Consider the following 18,058-nt stretch of genomic DNA (forward strand, 5'->3'; position numbering starts at 1 on the left):
CGCACGCCTGGCTGCACGCGCCGCTACGCGGCCAGCATCGCGTCGAGCAGCCATGAACCGGCCGGTCCGAGCGGCCGGTTGCGCGACCAGACCGCATCCACCCGCACGCGGCGCGGCCAGCCGCGCGAGCGCAGCTCGCACAGGCGGTCGCGCGCGAAGTGCTCGACCATCCAGCGCGGCAGTTCCGCCCAGCCGAACCCCAGTACGGCCATCTCCAGCAGCATCAGGTAGCTCGGCGCGAGCCAGTGCTGCGTGCCGACGACGATCCGGTCGTCGGTCCCGCGGCCTTCCGTCTTCACGTAGGTATTGAGGCGCAGTTCGCGCACGTCGCGCAGCGCCGCGTGCGGCACCTCGGCGTCGCCGTATTCGGCGAGCGCGTGCGTGCGGCCGACGAACAGCCCGATCTCCGATTCCTCCGCCACCGTCGCCGCGCCGATATCGGCCGGGTAGGTCGCGCGCGCGGCCATCAGCCCGAGTTGCGCGCGGCCCTGCTGGATCAGGTCGAGCACGTCGTCGTGCTCGGCGATCTGGCATTCGAGCTCGAGCGCCGGAAAGCGCCGTTCGAGCGCCATCAACGTCTCCTCGTAGCGCTTCGACTGGTACGTATCCGACACGACGAGCGTGAGCCGCGCTTCCTCGCCGTGCGCGAGCCGGGCGGCCGTGCGGTCGATCGCCGCGCTGGCTTCGAGCGCGCGCTGCACCTGCGGCAGCAGCGCACGGCCGGCATCGGTGAGCGTCGGCGTGCGTGTCGAGCGATCGAACAACTGCACGCCGAGATCGATTTCGAGGTTCGCAATCGCCTCCGACACGGTCGACTGACGCTTGCCGAGCTTGCGTGCGGCGGCCGTAAACGAGCCGAGCAGCGCCGCTTCGGCGAATGCGAGCAGGGCTTCGGGAGCGTGGTGCATGCAGTACTCCTGGCGGCGTTATATCGGTAAAACCGATGGTATCAAACTGGATTCAGCTGGTATCGCCGATCAGAATGGCCGGCATGGATCAGGTAATGCATTGGAGCGAATCATGAAACAGATGAATAAAACGGTGACGGAACGCCTGCTGCACGCGCTGACGTTCGAACTGGTGGCGATCGCGCTGTGCGCGCCGATCGGCGCGTGGCTGCTCGACATGCCGGTGTCGCACGTCGGCGTGCTGACGGTGATGGTGTCGCTGATCGCGATGGCGTGGAACATGACCTTCAACGCGCTGTTCGATCGCTTCGAGCGGCGGGCCGGGTTGTCGCGCACGCTCGGCATGCGGGTCGCGCACGCGGTGATGTTCGAGCTCGGCCTCGTCGCGATGGTGGTGCCGGTGGCCGCGTGGTGGCTGAACGTGAGCCTCGTCGAGGCGCTGCTGCTCGACCTCGGCATCGTGCTGTTCTTCCTGCCTTACACATTCTGCTTCAACCTCGCATACGACGCGCTGCGCGTCCGCTGGATGGCGCGCCGGGTCGCGGTGCAGGCAGGTTGAGGCGGTAAGGCAGGCTAACTCAAGCGGGGCGGCGGCTGCCGCCCGTCAGCGCGCGGCGGCCCACAGCCACACGCTGCACGCCACGGCGACCGTGCCGTAGACGGCATAGACGGGCACCTTGAAGCGCGTGAAGCACAGCGTCGCGAAGGCGCCCGTCAGCCAGTAAACCGGGTCGGCCGGCTCGCGATGCAGGATCTTCGCGACGGCGACCACGAGAAAACCCGTCGTCGCCGCGCGCAGCAGGCGCATCCCGTACTCGAAGCGCGAATGGCGCTTGAGCCGGGACAGGTGGTTCTGCGCGAACACCACGAGGCATCCCGACGGAATGAACAGCGCGGCCGTGGCGAGCAGCGCGCCGACCCAGCCGTCGGTCAGGTAGCCGAGAAACGGCACGACGTTCAGCAACGGCCCCGGCGCGACCGGCGACAGCGCGAACGCCAGCGTGAAGTCGTGATCGGAGATGCCGGTCGCCGGCGAGACGAACAGCGTCTTGAGTACCGGCAGCGCGGAGAAGCCGCCGCCGAACAGCGTCATGCCGGCGCCCGCGAGGCGCGGCCATAGCAGCTCCGCCTGGTAATCGCCGGGCAGCGGCACCGCGAACAGCAGGACGAGCACGCCGAGCAGCACGAGCAGGCTGCGGTCGCGCTTCGACAGCGTGAAATCGACCGCGTCACGTTGCGACGGCCCCGTCAGCCAGCCCGCTGCAAACGCAGCGAACAGAATCCCGACGAAAGCGGCCGGACTATGTGCGAAAGCGAGCAGAATCGTCGATAGCGCGGCGATCGCCTGTTCGAGCCGCGTGCACGCGAGCGAGCGCACCTGCTTGACCCACGTGACGCCGATCAGCGCGGCGAGCACCATCCCGAAGTGATTGATCAGCATCGGCGCGGCAAGCGAGCGCACGAGCGGCGTCTGATAGAAGATCGCGAACAGCGTCATCAGGATCGAGAACGGCAGCACGCTCGCCATGCCGGCGACCCATGCGCCCGCACGACCATGCAGCACTTGGCCGACCTGCACGGCGACATTGCAGCCGACGGGGCCCGGTACGAGCCACGCGAGCGCGACGAGATCGCCGAAGACGTGCGGCTCGATGCGCTGCAGCCGCTCCACGTAATGGCGTTCGAGTTGCGCCATCATCGAAAGCCCGCCCCACGAGACGGCCGAAATGCCGGCGACGACCTTGAACAAGGCCCAGAGGGATGCCGGTGCCTCTTCGACACGAGCGGTCGCTTCGACTTCGACGGTTGTCATGATTGTGTGGTTGGCGCAGGGCCGGATCTCTCGCGTATGGCTGTGCCGGCGGCCCGCCGACACGTAGGCCCTCCCGATTGTCCGCCGCGCATCGTGACACTGCCATGCGCGAAAACGCTAGTTAATGAACTAAACGAACGGATCGGAAAACGTAATAATTGCGGCGGCGCGCAACGCGCGCCACGGTTGCGTGGTGCGGCGCTCAGGTGCCCGTGCTGCCGGTCGCGCGATGCGCGACGACGTTCGGATGATCGCCGCGCACGCCGAAGCGTGCGATCAGCGCGGGAATTGCATCGGCCGGCACCGGGCGCGAGAACAGGAAGCCCTGCGCCTCGATTTCGCCGAGCGCGGACAGCCACGTGATCTGTTCCTCGGTCTCCGTGCCCTCGACGACGACGGTCAGCCCGAGCGAGCGCGCGAGATGCACGATCGACGACACCATCACGCACACGCTGCGATCGGTCGGAATCGCCTGCACGAACGAGCGGTCGACCTTCAGCGTGTCGACGGAGAAGCGGTGCAGGTACGACAGCGACGAATAGCCGGTGCCGAAATCGTCGAGCGCGATCCGGATGCCGAGCTTTTTCAGCGCGACGATCTTCTCGGACACGAGTTCCGGATATTCCATCATCGCGGTTTCGGTGATCTCGATCTCGAGCCGGTTCGCGTCGATGCCGGTGTCCTGCAGCGCCTGCGAGATCGTCTCGATCAGGTCGCCGCGCCAGAACTGCACGGGCGAGATGTTGACGGCGAGCGTCAGCGTGTCGTGGCCCTCATCGCGCCAGCGCGCGATCTGCTCGCACGCGGTGCGGATCACGAAGTCGCCGATCGGCACGATCAGGCCGGTCGATTCGGCGATCGAAATGAATTCGTTCGCGGAGATGACGCCGTGCTCGGGGTGGTCCCAGCGTGCGAGTGCCTCGAAGCCGGTGATCGTGCGGTGCGTGAGGTCGATCTTCGGCTGGTACGCGAGGAACAGCTGCCCCTCGGCGAGCGCGACACGCAATTGCTGTTCCCAGCGCATCAGGTGGTCGGCGCGGTGCGACAGGTGCGGCGCATAGAACTGGTAGCAGTTCTTGCCGGCGTCCTTCGCGCTGTACATCGCGAGGTCGGCCTTTTTCAGCAGGTCGATCTCGCTTTCGTTCGCGACGGTGTGCAGCGCGATGCCGATGCTCGCGTGCAGCACGAACGAACTGCCGCGCACGTCGAACGGCTCGCTGAACATCTGGATGATCGCTTCCGCGAGCCGCACCGCGCGCCGCTCGACGTCGTCGCCCTTCATCACGACGACGAACTCGTCGCCGCCGATGCGCGCGAGCGAGCCTTCGTCCTCGACCGCATCGGCCAGGCGCGACGCGGTCATCTGCAGCACGATGTCGCCGGCGTTGTGGCCGAGCGTATCGTTGACGGTCTTGAAGTTGTCGAGATCGATGAACAGCAGGCCGAGCCGCGACAGGCTCGCGGGCATCGATACGTCGTTGCGCAGCCCGCGCAGCGTTGCATAGCGGTTCGCGAGGCCGGTGAGCAGGTCGTATTCGGCGAGCTGCGTCATTTCGCGCTCGCGGCCGAGCAGCTTGCCGATCAGGCCCGTCGCGACGCCGAAGAACGCGAGCATCGCGAGCGTGATGAAGCTCGTCATCAGCAGGTAGACGTTGCGCGTATGGGTGTAGTCCGCGAACTCTTCCGTCTGCGACAGCCCGACCATCACCGCGAGCGGATAGCCGTCGAGGTGGCGGTACGACACGATGCGCGTCACGCCGTCGATCGGATCGATGATCGTGCCCGTCACGCGCTCCGCGATCGGGTAGACGCCCGAGGCCGAAAACGCGCCCGGCGCGTTGCTCACCGAGCCCGTGCGCCGCGCGAGCACCGCGCCCGTGTCGGACACGACCGCGATCACGCCTTCCTTGCCGATGGCTGCGTTGTTGTAGAAATCGTTCGTGAAGTAGCTCGGGTCTTCCGACACCACGACGATGCCCGCGAAACTGCCGTCCGGATTGTTCAGGCGCCGCGTCATCTGCAGCGTCCAGTGGCTCGACACGCGGCCGAGCACGGGCTTGCTGATGAAGAGGCGGTCGTCGTTGTGCGCGAGGTGGACCTTGAAGTGCTCGCGGTCGGACAGGTTGATCGGCTGCGGATGGAGTTCGGCGGTGTTCGCGAACAGGATGCCCTTCGCGTTGACGAGCGACACCTGGATCAGCGTGTCGCTCGGCACGACGCCTTTCTCGACGGCGCTCGCGAGATTGAAGCGCGCCGGCGACTTCTCGAATTCGAACTTGACGAAGCGGGTGATCTGGTCGACCTGGTGGATCGCCTTGACCGTATGTTGCTCGAGCGCGGACGACAGGATCGCCGCGGAGGCCGCCGCTTCCTTGTACGCGCTGTCCTTTTCAACGGACAGACGCGCGATGATCACGGCCCACAGCAGCGCGAGCGCCAGCATCCCGAGCAGCGGGATGGCAAACAGCGCCCGCCGGCGCGATTTGCGCGGCGCGCGCAGCGGTCGGTTCGGCGGCGTGTGGTTGGACCGGGCGGAGCTCATCGAAGAGGGCGGCGTCCTGCTCGCGTGCGCCATCCGTCTGGATGGCCGGCTATGGTTCGGATTGTCCCGACGTCTGTTCGTTCGCGGGACGCGCAACCATGGACAGACCTCCGAAACAACGGATTAGGCCCGATATTACTGTCTGGAACGTTTTTGCGATAGTTGGGCAAAGCGTGGGGCGCCGGACGAGCCGGCGCCATCGCACATCGCGAAATGTCAGTCGGGTGACCGGAACGTGCCGTCGACGACCGTGACGACGTGGCCGCCGATCCAGGTCGTGCCGTCTTCGTCATAGCTGACGAAGATGCGGCCGTCGCGGCCGATCGCCGTGCCCTGGCGGGCCGTGTACGACGGGCCGGGGCGGCGTTCCTGCCGCGTCAGCAGCCCGGCCAGCGCGGCGTTCGCGCTGCCGGTGACGGGATCCTCGCCGGGGGTGCCGAACTTGCCGCCCGTCATCAGGCAGCGGATCTCGAACGTCGCGGGGCCGCCTTCGGCGTGCGGCGCGTAGGCGGCAAGGCCGTCCACGCCGTAGCGGTGGGTCAGCGCCGCAAGCGCGGCCGGGTCGGGCGACAGGCCGATGCACGCGTCGGCCGACTTCAGCCGCACGACCAGCCACGGCGCGCCGTTGTCCACCGCGCACGGCTCGGCGTCCAGGTCGAGCGCGTCGCTGCGCAGCGCGGCGGCCAGTACCGCGTAGTCCGAACGGTCGAGCGGCGTGACGCGTGCCGGCGGCGCGGCGAACGCCCAGCCGCCGTCCTGCTCGCGCAGCGCGACCCGGCCGACCCCGCACTGCTGGATCAGCCGGCCCGGCGTGCGCGGCCGCGCGCCGCTTTCCAGGAACGCATGCGCGGTGCCGAGCGTCGGGTGGCCGGCGAACGGCAGTTCGCCGCCCGTCGTGAAGATCCGCACGCGATAGTCGGCTTGCGGATCGGTCGGCGTGCAGAGGAACGTCGTTTCCGACAGGTTCGTCCAGCGGGCGATCTCGAGCATGGCGTCGTCGCCGAGCGAATCGGCGTCGAACACCACGGCAAGCGGATTGCCCTTGAACGGCACCGACGTGAACACGTCGACCTGCTTGAAGCGAACGAGACGGGCTGGCATCGCGATGCGCCCGTTACGCGACTTCGGCGATCAGTTCGATCTCGACGCATGCGCCGAGCGGGATCTGCGCGACGCCGAACGCCGAGCGCGCATGCTTGCCCGCGTCGCCGAATACTTCGGCGATCAGCTCCGACGCGCCGTTCGTCACGACGTGCTGTTCGGTGAAGTCGAGCGTCGAGTTGACGAGGCTCATCAGCTTGACGATGCGCGTGACCTTGTTCAGGTCGCCGGTGTGCGCGTGCAGCGTCGCGAGCAGGTCGATCGCGATCGAGCGGGCGGCCGCCTTGCCGTCTTCCGTTTGCAGATCCGCGCCGAGCTTGCCGGCCCAGACCTTGCCGTCCTTCTTCGCGATGTGGCCCGACAGGTAGACCGTGTTGCCGCTTTGCGCGCTCATCACGTAGGCGGCGGCCGGGGCGCCGGCGGTCGGGAGCTCGATGCCGAGCGACTTCAGTTTGTCGTAGACGTTAGCCATGCGTTCGATTCCTCGTAGAGAGTCGTGACAGGAAAAAGGGGATCAGAGGCGCTCGCGCAGCAGCTTGCCGAGGCGCGCGACGCCTTCCTCGATCTTCTCGGGCGGTACCGTCACGAACGACAGGCGCAGCGTGTTCTGCTGCGCGTTCTCCGCGAAGAACGGCGCGCCCGGCACGAAGGCGACGTGATTGTCGACGGCCGCGGCGAGCAGCTTCATGCTGTCGATCTGCGCGGGCAGGTTCACCCAGATGAACATCCCGCCTTCCGGGCGGTTCCACGTGACGCCTTCCGGCATGTGGCGCGTGAGCGCGCCGAGCATCGAGTCGCACTGCGCGCTGTACAGCTCGCGGATCGTCGGGATGTGCTCGTCGAGGAAGCCGTCCTTGATCACTTCGTGCGCGATGCGCTGCGTGAGCGTCGGCGTGTGCAGGTCGGTGGCCTGCTTGGCCTGCACGAGCTTGAAGTGGAGTTCTTCGGGCGCGATGATGTAGCCGATCCGCAGGCCCGGCGCGAGCACCTTCGAGAACGTGCCGAGGTGCACGACGTGGTCGGGCGCCATCGACAGCATCGTCGGCAGCGGCTCGCCCTGGTAGTTCAGCGCGCCGTACGGATCGTCTTCCAGCACCGGGAACGGGCTCGACTGCGCGAACGCGGCGAGCGCGCGGCGGCGCTCGACGGGCAGGCGGCGGCCGGTCGGGTTCTGGAAGTTCGGCTGCGCGTACAGCAGGCGCGCGCCTTGCGTGAGTTCGGGCGTGAGGCCTTCCGGCAGCAGGCCCTGCTCGTCGGTCGGCACCTGCACGTAGCGCGGCTCGTACAGCGAGAACGACTGCAGCGCGCCGAGGTAGGTCGGCGTTTCGACGAGGATCGGGCTGTTCGGGTCGATCAGCGCCTTGCCGAGCAGGTCGAGCGCCTGCTGCGAGCCGGTCGTGATCAGCACCTGCGACACGCGCACGCTGTAGCGCTCGGCGATCCATTCGCGCAGCGGCAGGTAGCCTTCGGTCGCGCTGTACTGGAGCGCGGCGGCCGGCGCGTCGCGCAGCACGCGATCGGCGGCGGCGCGCATGCGCTCGGCCGGGAACGTCGCGGGGGCAGGCAGGCCGCCGGCGAACGAGATGACCTCGGGGCGTTCCGTGACCTTCAGGATCTCGCGGATCGCAGAGCTTGTCAGCTTGCGGGCGCGTTCGGAAAGCTGCCAGTGCGGCGGATGCAGGTCGCTCGGATTCATAGTCTCCTCGTTCGGATAGCGTGGTCAGTCAAGAAAGGTCGATCAGGCCGAGCGCGTCGACGCAGCCGGGTGGGCGGGCGGGAGCGCGATCGTGCCGTCGCGGCTGGGTAGGCACGGCCAGTCTGGCAAAACCGATCAGGCAAAACGTCCATTATGGCGCAGCTCATCAGCCGGCGCGAGCGGGACGCGGCGCCGTGGCGACCGCCGAGCGGCGCCCGAGCATCACGGTCGCGATCACGGCGGCTGCGAACAGCCAGGTCGTCGACGTGACCGTTTCGCCGAACAGCAGTGCGGAAAAGGCGATCGTGAAGAAAATCTGCAGCAGTTGCACCTGGCCGACGCGCGCGATGCCGCCCATCGCGAGCCCCGCGTACCACGCGAAAAAGCCGATGAATTGCGAAAAGAGGGTCACGTAGCCGAACGCGAGCCACGTGCGCAGCGCGAGCGGGCCCGGATGCGCGGCGTGCTGCATCCACGCGAGCCAGCCGACCGGCAGCACGAGGAACGGCGCCGACACGACGAGCGCCCAGCAGATCACCTGCCAGCCGCCGATCTGGCGCGCGAGGCGCGCGCCTTCCGCATAGCCGAGCGCGCCGATGCCGACCGCGACGAGCATCAGCGCGTCGCCGGCCTGGACGGTGCCGCCGCCGTCGCGCAGCGCGAACGCGATCACGAGCGCGCTGCCGGCCACCGCGCTGGCCCAGAACGCCTTCGACGGCCGCTCGTGCGACAGCCATGCCGCGTACAGCGCGACGAACAACGGCTGCAGCCCGTTGACCACCGCGCCGTGCGACGCCGGCACCGATTTCATCGCCCACGCCGAGAACACCGGATACGCGATGATCACGCCGGCCGACGTGATCGCGAGGCTTTTCAGCTGCGCGCGGGTCGGCAGCGGTTCGCGGCGCCACCACAGCAGCAGGCCGGCCGGCACGGCGGCGGCGAGCGCGCGGCCGAGCCCGTTGAGCAGCGGGTTGAGTTCGGATACGACGATCCGCGTCATCGGCAGTGTCAGGCTGAAGATCATCACGCCGATGAGGCCGAGCAGCATGCCCCGGGTTTCGCGCGAATTCATGTCGTGGGTGTCTCCGTCTTGCAGGGTTGATGTAATCGAAGGGTCGGCAGGCGTTCAGCGCAGCGTGCGCACGCCCTCCGGCGTGTCGAATTCGGCGACGAGCACCGGCGGACCGTCGGTGGATTCGACGTCGAGCAGGTGGGCGGCGCCGAGCCAGTCGAGCTGCTCGCGGATCGTATCCGCGCGCGGGTGCGCGCCCTTGAGCGCCTTCAGCGCGACGCCGTCGCCCGGCAGCGATTCGGCCGGATGGCGCGGGTTGTCCCACTGGATCAGCGACGGCACGAGGCCGTCGCCCGCACCCTGCCAGGCGGGGAAGCTGCCGTCGTCGGGCACTGTGAGGCCCCAGCTCAGGTCGCCGCGCCGCATCGCGACGACGGGCGCGATGCGGGCCGGATACTGGCGCTGCCACAGCGCAAGCTGGCGCGGGCGGTCGACGCGCGCGACCCAGTGCGCGAGAAACGGGCCCTGCGCGAGCCGCGCGTGGATCGCCGGATCGTCGAGCCCGAACAGCCGCGCGCGCGGCGGCTTTGCGCCGTCGTCCGGCGCGGGTGCGTCGGGGTCGATCGCGATCACTTCGAGGTAGAGGCCGCCCCACGCGCCGAACAGCGCATTGTGGGTCCGCATCAGCGGATGGCGGCCGCCGCCGGCCGGTTCGATGCCGAGTGCGTCGGCGACATGGCGCACGCCTTCGTCGAGGGTGCGCGCGGCAATCACGAGGTGGTCGAGTGTCAGGGAGCGGGCTGGCATGAGCGTGGGTCGGGAAGCGAAAGTGTCATGGTAAGCGGGCGAGGAGCCGGGCGGGGGCCGGACCGGCCGGCGTACCGGCCGCGAGGCGGGCCGGCGGGCGCAGCGCCAGATGCGGCAGGGCCCGAGCGGCGGCCGCACGATCGCCATTCCGGTCAACTGTAATCGTCGCTACCGGCACAGTAACGGTACAATCGGCGCGATAGCCTTCGGTACAGTTGGAGCTGCCGCCCATGTCCACCGTCCCACTCGCCCAGATTCCCGCGCCGCACGACACGGCCACGCTCACGCTCGTCGACCAGCTGGTCCAGTGGGCGCGGCGGCGTATCGACGAACGCGTGTTCCGTCCCGGCATGCGCATGCCGTCGATCCGCAAGCTCGCGCTCGACAAGAGCGTGTCGCGCTTCACCGTCGTCGAGGCCTACGAGCGCCTCGTCGCGCAGGGCTACCTCGACTCGCGGCGCGGCTCCGGCTTCTACGTGCGCGAGCGCACGGGCGCCGGCCCGCAGCCGGCCGACGGCGTCGCGCGCGTGGCCGAGGCCGCGCCCGTGCACAACACGATCGACGTCGTCTGGCTGCTGCGCAACATGCTGCACACCGTCAGCCCGGAGAAGGGCCCGGGCCTCGGCTACCTGCCGGGCCGCTGGCTCGACGGCGAGCTGATCACCGGCGCGCTGCGCGCGCTCGGGCGCCAGTCGGGCGCGCAGATGCTCGGCTTCGGCACCGCGCAGGGCTTCCTGCCGCTGCGCCAGCAACTGCAGACGCGCCTCGCCGAAGTCGAGATCGGCGCGAAGCCCGAACAGATCGTGCTGGTTTCCGGCATCACGCAGGCGATCGACCTGATCTCGCGGATCTACATGCGGCCGGGCGATGCGGTGATCGTCGGCGATCCCGCGTGGTTCCAGATGTTCGGCCGTTTCGCGGCGCAGGGCGCGCAGCTCGTCGGGATGCCGTACACGCCCGACGGCCCCGACCTCGACGCGCTCGAAACCCTGGTGCAGATGTGGCGGCCGAAGATGCTCGTGATCAACTCGGTGTTGCAGAACCCGACCGGCACGTCGCTGTCGGCCGCGCAGGCGTTCCGGATCCTGAAGCTCGCGGAGGCCTACGATTTCCTCGTCGTCGAGGACGACGTGTACGGCGATCTGTGCCCGCCGAGCTATCCGGCCACGCGCCTCGCGAGCCTCGACCAGTTGAAGCGCGTGATCTATCTCGGCAGCTATTCGAAGACGCTCGCGGCGAACCTGCGGGTCGGGTACGTGGCCTGCGCGCCGGAGATCGCGAAGGCGATCACCGACCAGAAGATGCTGGTCGGGATGACCACGCCCGAGCTCAACGAGCGCGTGCTGTACAAGATCCTGACCGAAGGGCATTACCGGCGCCACGTCGAGCGGCTGCGCGCGCGGCTCGACGGCGTGCGCGACAAGACCGCGCGGATGCTCGAGCGCACGGGGCTCGGGCTCTTCACGATGCCGGCGGCCGGGATGTTCCTGTGGGCCGACACGGGCGTCGATTCGGACGCGCTCGCGGCGGTCGCGCACGAAGCCGGCTTCCTGCTGACGCCGGGCAGCCTGTTCTCGCCGCAGCAATCGCCGTCCACGTGGATGCGCTTCAATGTTGCGAACTGTGGCGATCCGGCGCTGCCGGGGCTGCTTGCCGGCTACATCGACTCGGCGGTGCGGCGCGCGTCGTGACGCGGCGCGGCTGGCCGGCTCTTGAAATGCCGCGCGCCGTCCCCAGATACGCGCGCAAACCGCTGGCGCCAGGCGGTCGTCCCGCAGGCCGTCCCACACGGGCCGTCCTTCACGGGTCCGCCGGCATCGCGCGCCGGGCGCCGGCGTCACCCCTTTTCAGTTCAAGTAAGAGGAAACAGCATCCATGGCACACGAAACGATGAGCTTTCAGGCAGAGGTCAAGCAACTCCTCCACCTGATGATCCATTCGCTCTACAGCAACAAGGAAATCTTCCTGCGCGAACTGGTGTCGAATGCGTCCGACGCAGCCGACAAGCTGCGTTTCGAAGGGCTCGCGAACAACGCGCTGTACGAGAACGATCCGAACCTGCGCATCCGCATCGGCTACGACAAGGCCGCGCGCACGATCACGATCGACGACAACGGCATCGGCATGAGCCGCGACGAGGCGATCGCGAACCTCGGCACGATCGCGCGTTCGGGCACCAAGGAATTCTTCACGAAGCTGTCGGGCGACCAGCAGAAGGATGCGGCGCTGATCGGCCAGTTCGGCGTGGGCTTCTACTCGGGCTTCATCGTCGCGGACAAGATCACCGTCGAAACGCGCCGCGCCGGCCTGCCGGCGAACGAAGCCGTGCGCTGGGAAAGCGCCGGCGAGGGCGATTTCACGATCGACGCGATCGAGCGCACGCAGCGCGGCACGACGATCACGCTGCACCTGCGCGAAGGCGAGGACGACCTGCTGTCGTCGCACCGCCTGAAGTCGATCATCCAGAAGTACTCCGACCACATCGCGCTGCCGATCCTGATGCAGAAGGAAGAGTGGGATCAGGAAAAGGGCGAGATGGTCCTGAAGGACGAGGACGAAACCGTCAACCAGGCAAGCGCGCTGTGGACGCGTTCGAAGAGCGACGTCACCGACGAGCAGTACACGCAGTTCTACCAGCACATCGCGCACGATCACCAGGATCCGCTCACGTGGACGCATAACCGCGTCGAGGGCCGCAGCGAATACACGCAGCTGCTGTTCGTGCCGGCGCACGCGCCGTTCGACCTGTGGAACCGCGAGTACCGCGGTGGCCTGAAGCTGTACGTGAAGCGCGTGTTCATCATGGACGACGCCGAACAGCTGCTGCCGCAATACCTGCGCTTCGTGAAGGGGGTGGTCGATTCGGCCGACCTGCCGCTGAACGTGTCGCGTGAAATCCTGCAGGAAAGCCGCGACGTGAAGGCGATCCGCGAAGGCGTGACCAAGCGCGCGCTGTCGATGCTCGAGGAGCTCGCGAACGCGGAAGAGGATGGCGGCAAGGAGAAGTACAAGACGTTCTGGGGCGCGTTCGGCCAGGTGCTGAAGGAAGGCCTCGGCGAGGATCATGCGAACCGCGAGCGCATCGCGAAGCTGCTGCGCTTCGCGTCGACGCACGGCGACACCGACGCGCAGGACGTGTCGCTCGCCGACTACGTGTCGCGCATGAAGCCCGAGCAGAGCAAGATCTACTACGTGACCGCCGATACGTGGCTGGCCGCGAAGAACAGCCCGCATCTGGAAGTGTTCCGCAAGAAGGGCGTCGAGGTGCTGTTGCTGACCGACCGCGTCGACGAATGGATGCTGTCGTTCCTGCACGAATTCGACGGCAAGCCGCTCGCGAGCGTGGCCCGCGGCGATCTCGATCTCGGCGAGCTGAACGACGAGGAGAAGAAGGCGCAGGAGCAGGCCGGCGAGGCGATCAAGCCGGTGGTCGACAAGATGAAGGAAGCGCTCGGCGACAAGGTGAAGGAAGTGCGTGTCACGTTCCGCCTGACCGATTCGCCGTCGTGCCTCGTCGCGGACGACAACGACATGAGCGGCTACCTGCAGCGGATGCTGAAGGCGGCCGGCCAGAACGCGCCGGCGATGCAGCCGATCCTCGAGATCAACCCGGAGCACGCGCTCGTGAAGCAGCTGAACGCCGACAGCGCCGATTTCGGCGACTGGTGCCATCTGCTGTTCGATCAGGCGCTCCTGGCCGAAGGCGGCATGCTCGACGATCCGGCGAGCTTCGTGAAGCGGACCAACACGCTGCTGCTGTCGCGGGCCGCGTGAACGCACGGCTGCGATTCGACGCCGCACAGGCGGGCTGGCGCGAAACGCCCCGGCCCGGTTGCACGCTCGACCAGCGCGACTGGCTGACGCGCGGCGGATCGCTGACCGCGCATCTCGCGCGGCTCGGCCGCGTGAACGTGCGCGTGACGCGCGAGGCCGTCGACGCGCCGTGGTTCGACGAGCCGGACGCGCTCGTCAGTTCGCCGCGCGCGCCGATGTGGGTGCGCGAGGTGATCCTGTCGGTCGACGGCACGCCGTACGTCGCCGCGCACAGCATCGCGCCGCTCGCGGCCAGCAAGGGCGTGTGGCAGGCGATGCGGAAGCTGCGCACGCGGCCGCTCGCGGAGCTGCTGTACAGCGATCCGCAGGTCGAGCGCTCGGCGCTCGTGAGCCGCCGCGTGATCGCCGGTCATCCGCTGTATGCGCTCGCGAGCCATGCGTTGCAGGGCGCGCGCGCGCCGCATGCGTTTGCCGCGCGGCGCTCGGTGTTCCAGCGTCACGGCAAGCCGCTGATGGTCACCGAGTGCATGCTGCCGGCGCTGTGGCGTCATCTCGCCGCGCACGGCGACGGGCCGCGATCCGTCGAGCCGCACGGAGACGCGTGATGTTGCAAGGCTTTCCGCCGGTCGTCGCGCCGGATACGCACACGATGATTCTCGGCAGCTTTCCGGGCGAGGCGTCGCTCGACGCCGCGCAGTACTACGCGCATCCGCGCAACCAGTTCTGGCGGCTGCTCGGTGCGGTGCTCGGCGAGCCGACGCTGCATGAACTGCCGTACGACGCGCGGCTGTCGCGCGTGCTGTCGCACGGCATCGGCATCTGGGACGTCCTCGATGCGTGTCATCGCCAGGGCAGTCTCGATTCGGCGATCCGCAATGCCAAGCCGAACGACTTCGATTCGCTGCGCGAGCATGCGCCGTTGCTGAAGCGCGTGTGCTTCAACGGCAAGACGGCGGGGCGGTTCGCCGACGTGATCGGCCAGGCCGGATACGAGACGCTCGTGTTGCCTTCGTCGAGTCCGGCGAATGCGACGTTGTCGTTCGAACAGAAACTGGTGCTCTGGCGCGCACTTCGCGCCTGAGACGCGTTGGATTCCGAGTATTCGGTGAAGCGGTATCGGGTGGGCGGCAGCAGGTGTTCAAGTCGAGAGGCAGTTTCAACGATACTGCGCCGCCACTCGACTCCACCGGTCAGGGCTTCGCGTCGCCTTGCCTGGCGCCCGTGGCCGAGGTCATGCGACTTTGTGCAGCGACGAGTTGATCGTCGGTGGTCGCCACCAGCCACAGACGTGCATGCTCCTCGATCCGACGGTTGTGGTCCTTCAACGGCCCCATCGCGGCAGCGGCCTTCCAGACCACCGGGCCGATTCGGCTACTCCTGCCCGACGGCGCGCCTACCAGCAGGCAGTAAGGTCCCAGCGGAAGCGATACGAACGGAAGTGCCGGGCTGGCGATCACGCGCCAGTCGATGAAGGGTGTCTCGCTGATCAGCAGCGGCGTGGGCAAGCCGTAGAGCACGCTGAAATCGTACAGCGCCAGCTGCTCTCGCATGCCGACGTAAATTCGCCGGATGTCGTCGACAACCGCCGCGCGGATCTCGTCCTCGAACATGGGTTCCTGCGCGTAGCGGGCCAATGCCTGTCGAGCCTCCCATTGATACGCGCTGAACAGGCCGATCTCCAGGCAATCCTGCACGGCGCGCTGAACCTCCGCCACGGAACCGGCTTCCCCGGGCGTGCCCAACTGCGCAGCCCGCAAAAAGCGGGCAAGTCCCGCCTCGTGGATCGCAGGACCCTCCGCCGATGCGTCGTCGTCAGCGTCCTTGCCCAGGGGCACGTAGGTATATTTCTCGGCAGCGAAATGCGATTTCTTGCCTTCGTCGAACTTGATTTCGCCATCGACGCAGTCGAGATAGCGCGTCCCGATTCGACCGTGCTCCCAAATCCAGTTTTTCAGGAACGGACGTAGAGGATGCAGTCTGTCGTGATCGGCCATTGAACCTCCAAGTTTTCCCGGTATGAGCCATTCCAGCCACTCGCCGCATCCTCCGCACCGTCGCGGGGGCCCGCGCTACAAGGCGAGCGTGCCCAACTCCTCATAAGTACGATGCAGCCAGACCTTGACGCGCTGCCGTTCCAGCAAGCCGAGCCCCGTGGCGGCGCGGTCGGGATGATTGACCGCCGCCCAGAAGCTCGCGCTTTGTCGATCGATCTTCTGCATCGTCGTATCGGGCAGGCGGCGCAGCGTAATCACGCTCGCACCAAGGGCTTCGGCCCGCTCGCGTTCGCCGGATGCCTCCAGAATCTCGAAGCGATCGCCGCGGACTTCGTTCAGCACCAGCACCAGCTTGATTCGTCCGCCGAATTCGTCCAGCCATTGCCGCAGCAGATCGACCGAATCGCGTCCCGTGTCCATCACGTGCCACCACGTCAACGTGAGGCCGTGTTCTTCCGCAAAATCGACTACGTCCGAATCGTCGAGCCACTTGGCGAGCGACTGCCGCGTCTGGGCCGCGAGGTCGACCAGTATGCGCCGCTGCGGATCTTCGAGCGCCGATTCCATGACCGGATCGAGGCTGTCATGCTGGTCGAGCACGGCAGGCGCGGCAAAATCGGCATAGAACCGCAGGAGCGCGCCGTGCGATCGGTCGGTATCGAAGCCCACGAAGGGCATGCTCCGATCGATGAAATACTGGGCCAGCACGCGGGCCGCGAGCGATTTGCCGACGCCGCCTTTTTCCCCGCCAATGAAGTGGATGTGACTCATGCTTACGAAATCCCGTGTGATGGAACAGGTATGGCTGGAGCGGATGTTGGCAGGCTTCGATGACGTTACGGTACAACCGGGCACGTCGAAAGAAAATGCATGCGCCGCAGCAGCATGCTGTCTGATCAACGCCGGTGTCAAACTGAACAAAATGGCAATCCGTTCTGGCGGCTGCTTGGCGCGATGCTCGGCGTGCCGCCGCGCTAGCCGGGCGATTGCCGTGCGGCAACCGATGTGCTTGCGTCAGCCGCGCGATGACGCGATGCGCGGTAGACGATCAGCATCAGGAAGATCGGCAACAGGACGGCGCCGGGTTGTCCCATCGCGGGCTTGAACACGAGGAAAAACGAGAGCCCCGGCAGCACCCACGCCAACGCCATGACCGCATGGTCCGCCCACCCGAGCGCGCGGGTTGTCCGGTCGTATTTGCATACGTAAATGATCGCGAGAAGCAGCCACGCGAGATCGTAGTAGATGAGGTACGGCTGGGTCAGCAGCGTCGCGACGATTGCCGCTGCCGCGCATAAGTCGGCATGCTTCTTCCTCGCCCATAGACTCGCGGTCGCAATCACGGCCGGTATCGCGATGGCCGCCTGAACGGCAAAGGCGGTCGGCAGGCTGGCGCCCAGCCGTCGCGACATCGCGAACGGCGTCGGCATCGCGTTCCAGATTCCGCCTGCATTGTTCATCAGGATCAAGTGGCTGAACCACGACAGCGTGTCGAAAAAGCGCATCCACAGCGGCACGCCGAACACCAGTGCGCTGACCGCGCAGAACAGCGCGGCCGTGACGGCCATCGCGCCAACCGCGCGGAAATGTCCGCCGCAGAGGAACAGCACGGGAAACAGGAGCGCCAGCTGCGGTTTGATGACGAGCATGCCGGCGCATACGCCGGCGACGACCGGACGTCGTTCGAGCCATCCCAGTGCGCCGGCAGCGAACGCCAGGGTCAGCAAGGAGTTCTGGCCGCAGATCGTCACGACCCAGATGCCGGGGAACGCGACGAGCGCGATCCACGGCAGGGGGCGATCCTTCATCGCGAGCGTGCACGCCGCCAACGCGCTTGCGATGCCGATGCTGACGAACAGGCCGTACGAAGCGGCGTAGGGCAGCAACGCCAGCGGATAAACCAGCAACTGGAAGGTCGGCGGATAAACCCACGGTGCGGAAATCTGCGCGGGCGGGAAATCCGGCAGCAATCGAGCTTCCGCCGCGAACATCTGGTGGAGGTCGAAGGCGGCGAGCGGCCCGCTGTGGAGGGAAACGAAAGACGCGCTCCAGAAAACCCGGAAGTCGATACCCGGGGGCGGCACGCCGGGGAGATGCAGCACCCAGTACGAAAATGCCCAGATACCCAGCAACACGAGCTGAAACAACAGGATCGCCGCGCTGTACAGGACGAGCCGCTCCCTGGAGAGCCATCCCTGGCGATCTGGCGGTGCGTGGTCCGTCGTTGTATGAGTCATGGCCGCTGCGAGCCTCCCCGAATGCCGTTTCAGTTTGGCATAGGTTCGGTCGACCGAACGGGCTTTTTATTTGCAAGGAAGTCAATGACCGGTATGTACCCGGATCAGGCGGGCGGCGGGGTTCGCGGATTTCGATGGTCGTCGTATCAGCAGTCGAATGGGCCGGGCCCT

Annotated in this window: 16 protein-coding genes; 5 read left to right on the forward strand and 11 right to left on the reverse strand. The window is 67.2% G+C overall.

Translation table 11 applies throughout. From position 1 onward, the window contains the following. Window positions 1-23: 23 nt before the first annotated feature. The gene (locus HWW87_RS23045) at window positions 24-908 is read right to left on the reverse strand and encodes a LysR family transcriptional regulator (RefSeq protein WP_027785082.1); all 885 of its coding nucleotides are present in this window, start codon (window positions 906-908) and stop codon (window positions 24-26) included. A gap of 112 nt (window positions 909-1,020) precedes the next feature. Here HWW87_RS23045 and HWW87_RS23050 point away from each other — a divergent pair, with 112 nt between their 5' ends. Next, window positions 1,021-1,467 (forward strand): multidrug/biocide efflux PACE transporter, encoded by a 447-nt coding sequence (locus tag HWW87_RS23050; RefSeq protein ID WP_175822298.1) that lies wholly within the window; start codon window positions 1,021-1,023, stop codon window positions 1,465-1,467. Between the two features lie 45 nt (window positions 1,468-1,512). On the opposite strand, the gene HWW87_RS23055 is transcribed toward HWW87_RS23050, so the two are convergent. The 7 genes from HWW87_RS23055 to HWW87_RS23085 form a co-directional block, all read right to left on the reverse strand. Continuing rightward, window positions 1,513-2,721: a chromate transporter gene (locus HWW87_RS23055; protein WP_175822299.1), complete on the reverse strand. Its 1,209-nt coding sequence runs from the start codon at window positions 2,719-2,721 to the stop codon at window positions 1,513-1,515. A gap of 202 nt (window positions 2,722-2,923) precedes the next feature. Then, the gene (locus HWW87_RS23060; protein WP_175822300.1) at window positions 2,924-5,263 is read right to left on the reverse strand and encodes an EAL domain-containing protein; all 2,340 of its coding nucleotides are present in this window, start codon (window positions 5,261-5,263) and stop codon (window positions 2,924-2,926) included. A gap of 216 nt (window positions 5,264-5,479) precedes the next feature. Continuing rightward, window positions 5,480-6,364, reverse strand: coding sequence for a PhzF family phenazine biosynthesis protein (locus HWW87_RS23065; protein ID WP_175822301.1), 885 nt, complete (start codon window positions 6,362-6,364; stop codon window positions 5,480-5,482). 13 nt (window positions 6,365-6,377) lie between these two features. Then, complete coding sequence (locus tag HWW87_RS23070; RefSeq protein ID WP_006478174.1) at window positions 6,378-6,836, reverse strand: RidA family protein; 459 nt, start codon at window positions 6,834-6,836, stop codon at window positions 6,378-6,380. Between the two features lie 42 nt (window positions 6,837-6,878). Further along, on the reverse strand, window positions 6,879-8,060 hold the full coding sequence (locus HWW87_RS23075; RefSeq protein ID WP_175822302.1) for a PLP-dependent aminotransferase family protein: 1,182 nt from the start codon (window positions 8,058-8,060) through the stop codon (window positions 6,879-6,881). 166 nt (window positions 8,061-8,226) lie between these two features. After that, window positions 8,227-9,135 carry a DMT family transporter gene (locus HWW87_RS23080; RefSeq protein WP_175822303.1) on the reverse strand — a complete coding sequence of 303 codons (909 nt, stop codon included), beginning with the start codon at window positions 9,133-9,135 and terminating at the stop codon, window positions 8,227-8,229. Window positions 9,136-9,189: 54 nt separating this feature from the next. Further along, on the reverse strand, window positions 9,190-9,882 hold the full coding sequence (locus HWW87_RS23085) for a VOC family protein (RefSeq protein WP_175822304.1): 693 nt from the start codon (window positions 9,880-9,882) through the stop codon (window positions 9,190-9,192). A gap of 230 nt (window positions 9,883-10,112) precedes the next feature. Between HWW87_RS23085 and HWW87_RS23090 the strand changes: the two genes are divergently transcribed. The 4 genes from HWW87_RS23090 (at window position 10,113) to HWW87_RS23105 (ending at window position 14,737) form a co-directional block, all read left to right on the forward strand. Beyond that, on the forward strand, window positions 10,113-11,573 hold the full coding sequence (locus HWW87_RS23090) for a PLP-dependent aminotransferase family protein (RefSeq protein WP_027806654.1): 1,461 nt from the start codon (window positions 10,113-10,115) through the stop codon (window positions 11,571-11,573). 184 nt (window positions 11,574-11,757) lie between these two features. Then, a complete protein-coding gene (htpG, locus tag HWW87_RS23095) occupies window positions 11,758-13,656 on the forward strand; it encodes a molecular chaperone HtpG (protein ID WP_175822305.1) in 1,899 nt (632 codons plus the stop codon). A gap of 8 nt (window positions 13,657-13,664) precedes the next feature. Then, complete coding sequence (locus HWW87_RS23100) at window positions 13,665-14,261, forward strand: chorismate lyase (RefSeq protein ID WP_175822389.1); 597 nt, start codon at window positions 13,665-13,667, stop codon at window positions 14,259-14,261. After that, window positions 14,261-14,737: a DNA-deoxyinosine glycosylase gene (locus HWW87_RS23105; RefSeq protein ID WP_175822306.1), complete on the forward strand. Its 477-nt coding sequence runs from the start codon at window positions 14,261-14,263 to the stop codon at window positions 14,735-14,737. Before HWW87_RS23100 ends, HWW87_RS23105 begins: the two co-directional genes overlap by 1 nt. Before the next feature lie 109 nt (window positions 14,738-14,846). Here HWW87_RS23105 and HWW87_RS23110 read toward each other — a convergent pair whose 3' ends face one another. The 3 genes from HWW87_RS23110 to HWW87_RS23120 all read right to left on the reverse strand — a co-directional run bounded on the left by HWW87_RS23110 (window position 14,847) and on the right by HWW87_RS23120 (window position 17,887). Beyond that, entirely contained in the window at window positions 14,847-15,650 is an 804-nt protein-coding gene (locus tag HWW87_RS23110; protein ID WP_175822307.1) for a hypothetical protein, read from the reverse strand. A gap of 75 nt (window positions 15,651-15,725) precedes the next feature. Continuing rightward, window positions 15,726-16,421 (reverse strand): mobilization protein, encoded by a 696-nt coding sequence (locus tag HWW87_RS23115; RefSeq protein WP_011545877.1) that lies wholly within the window; start codon window positions 16,419-16,421, stop codon window positions 15,726-15,728. A 203-nt stretch (window positions 16,422-16,624) separates the two neighbouring features. Next, a complete protein-coding gene (locus tag HWW87_RS23120; RefSeq protein WP_244107325.1) occupies window positions 16,625-17,887 on the reverse strand; it encodes a glycosyltransferase family 87 protein in 1,263 nt (420 codons plus the stop codon). Window positions 17,888-18,058: the final 171 nt, after the last annotated feature.

The sequence above is a fragment of the Burkholderia sp. BCC0419 genome, from assembly GCF_902830285.1.
Classification (GTDB): domain Bacteria; phylum Pseudomonadota; class Gammaproteobacteria; order Burkholderiales; family Burkholderiaceae; genus Burkholderia.

What these genes read in the sequence shown, in the direction of transcription:
- HWW87_RS23045 (WP_027785082.1), bottom strand. Translation starts at nt 908, where the DNA reads ATGCACCACGCTCCCGAAGCCCTGCTCGCATTCGCCGAAGCGGCGCTG.
- HWW87_RS23050 (WP_175822298.1), top strand. Translation starts at nt 1,021, where the DNA reads ATGAAACAGATGAATAAAACGGTGACGGAACGCCTGCTGCACGCGCTG.
- HWW87_RS23055 (WP_175822299.1), bottom strand. Translation starts at nt 2,721, where the DNA reads ATGACAACCGTCGAAGTCGAAGCGACCGCTCGTGTCGAAGAGGCACCG.
- HWW87_RS23060 (WP_175822300.1), bottom strand. Translation starts at nt 5,263, where the DNA reads ATGAGCTCCGCCCGGTCCAACCACACGCCGCCGAACCGACCGCTGCGC.
- HWW87_RS23065 (WP_175822301.1), bottom strand. Translation starts at nt 6,364, where the DNA reads ATGCCAGCCCGTCTCGTTCGCTTCAAGCAGGTCGACGTGTTCACGTCG.
- HWW87_RS23070 (WP_006478174.1), bottom strand. Translation starts at nt 6,836, where the DNA reads ATGGCTAACGTCTACGACAAACTGAAGTCGCTCGGCATCGAGCTCCCG.
- HWW87_RS23075 (WP_175822302.1), bottom strand. Translation starts at nt 8,060, where the DNA reads ATGAATCCGAGCGACCTGCATCCGCCGCACTGGCAGCTTTCCGAACGC.
- HWW87_RS23080 (WP_175822303.1), bottom strand. Translation starts at nt 9,135, where the DNA reads ATGAATTCGCGCGAAACCCGGGGCATGCTGCTCGGCCTCATCGGCGTG.
- HWW87_RS23085 (WP_175822304.1), bottom strand. Translation starts at nt 9,882, where the DNA reads ATGCCAGCCCGCTCCCTGACACTCGACCACCTCGTGATTGCCGCGCGC.
- HWW87_RS23090 (WP_027806654.1), top strand. Translation starts at nt 10,113, where the DNA reads ATGTCCACCGTCCCACTCGCCCAGATTCCCGCGCCGCACGACACGGCC.
- htpG (WP_175822305.1), top strand. Translation starts at nt 11,758, where the DNA reads ATGGCACACGAAACGATGAGCTTTCAGGCAGAGGTCAAGCAACTCCTC.
- HWW87_RS23105 (WP_175822306.1), top strand. Translation starts at nt 14,261, where the DNA reads ATGTTGCAAGGCTTTCCGCCGGTCGTCGCGCCGGATACGCACACGATG.
- HWW87_RS23110 (WP_175822307.1), bottom strand. Translation starts at nt 15,650, where the DNA reads ATGGCCGATCACGACAGACTGCATCCTCTACGTCCGTTCCTGAAAAAC.
- HWW87_RS23115 (WP_011545877.1), bottom strand. Translation starts at nt 16,421, where the DNA reads ATGAGTCACATCCACTTCATTGGCGGGGAAAAAGGCGGCGTCGGCAAA.
- HWW87_RS23120 (WP_244107325.1), bottom strand. Translation starts at nt 17,887, where the DNA reads ATGACTCATACAACGACGGACCACGCACCGCCAGATCGCCAGGGATGG.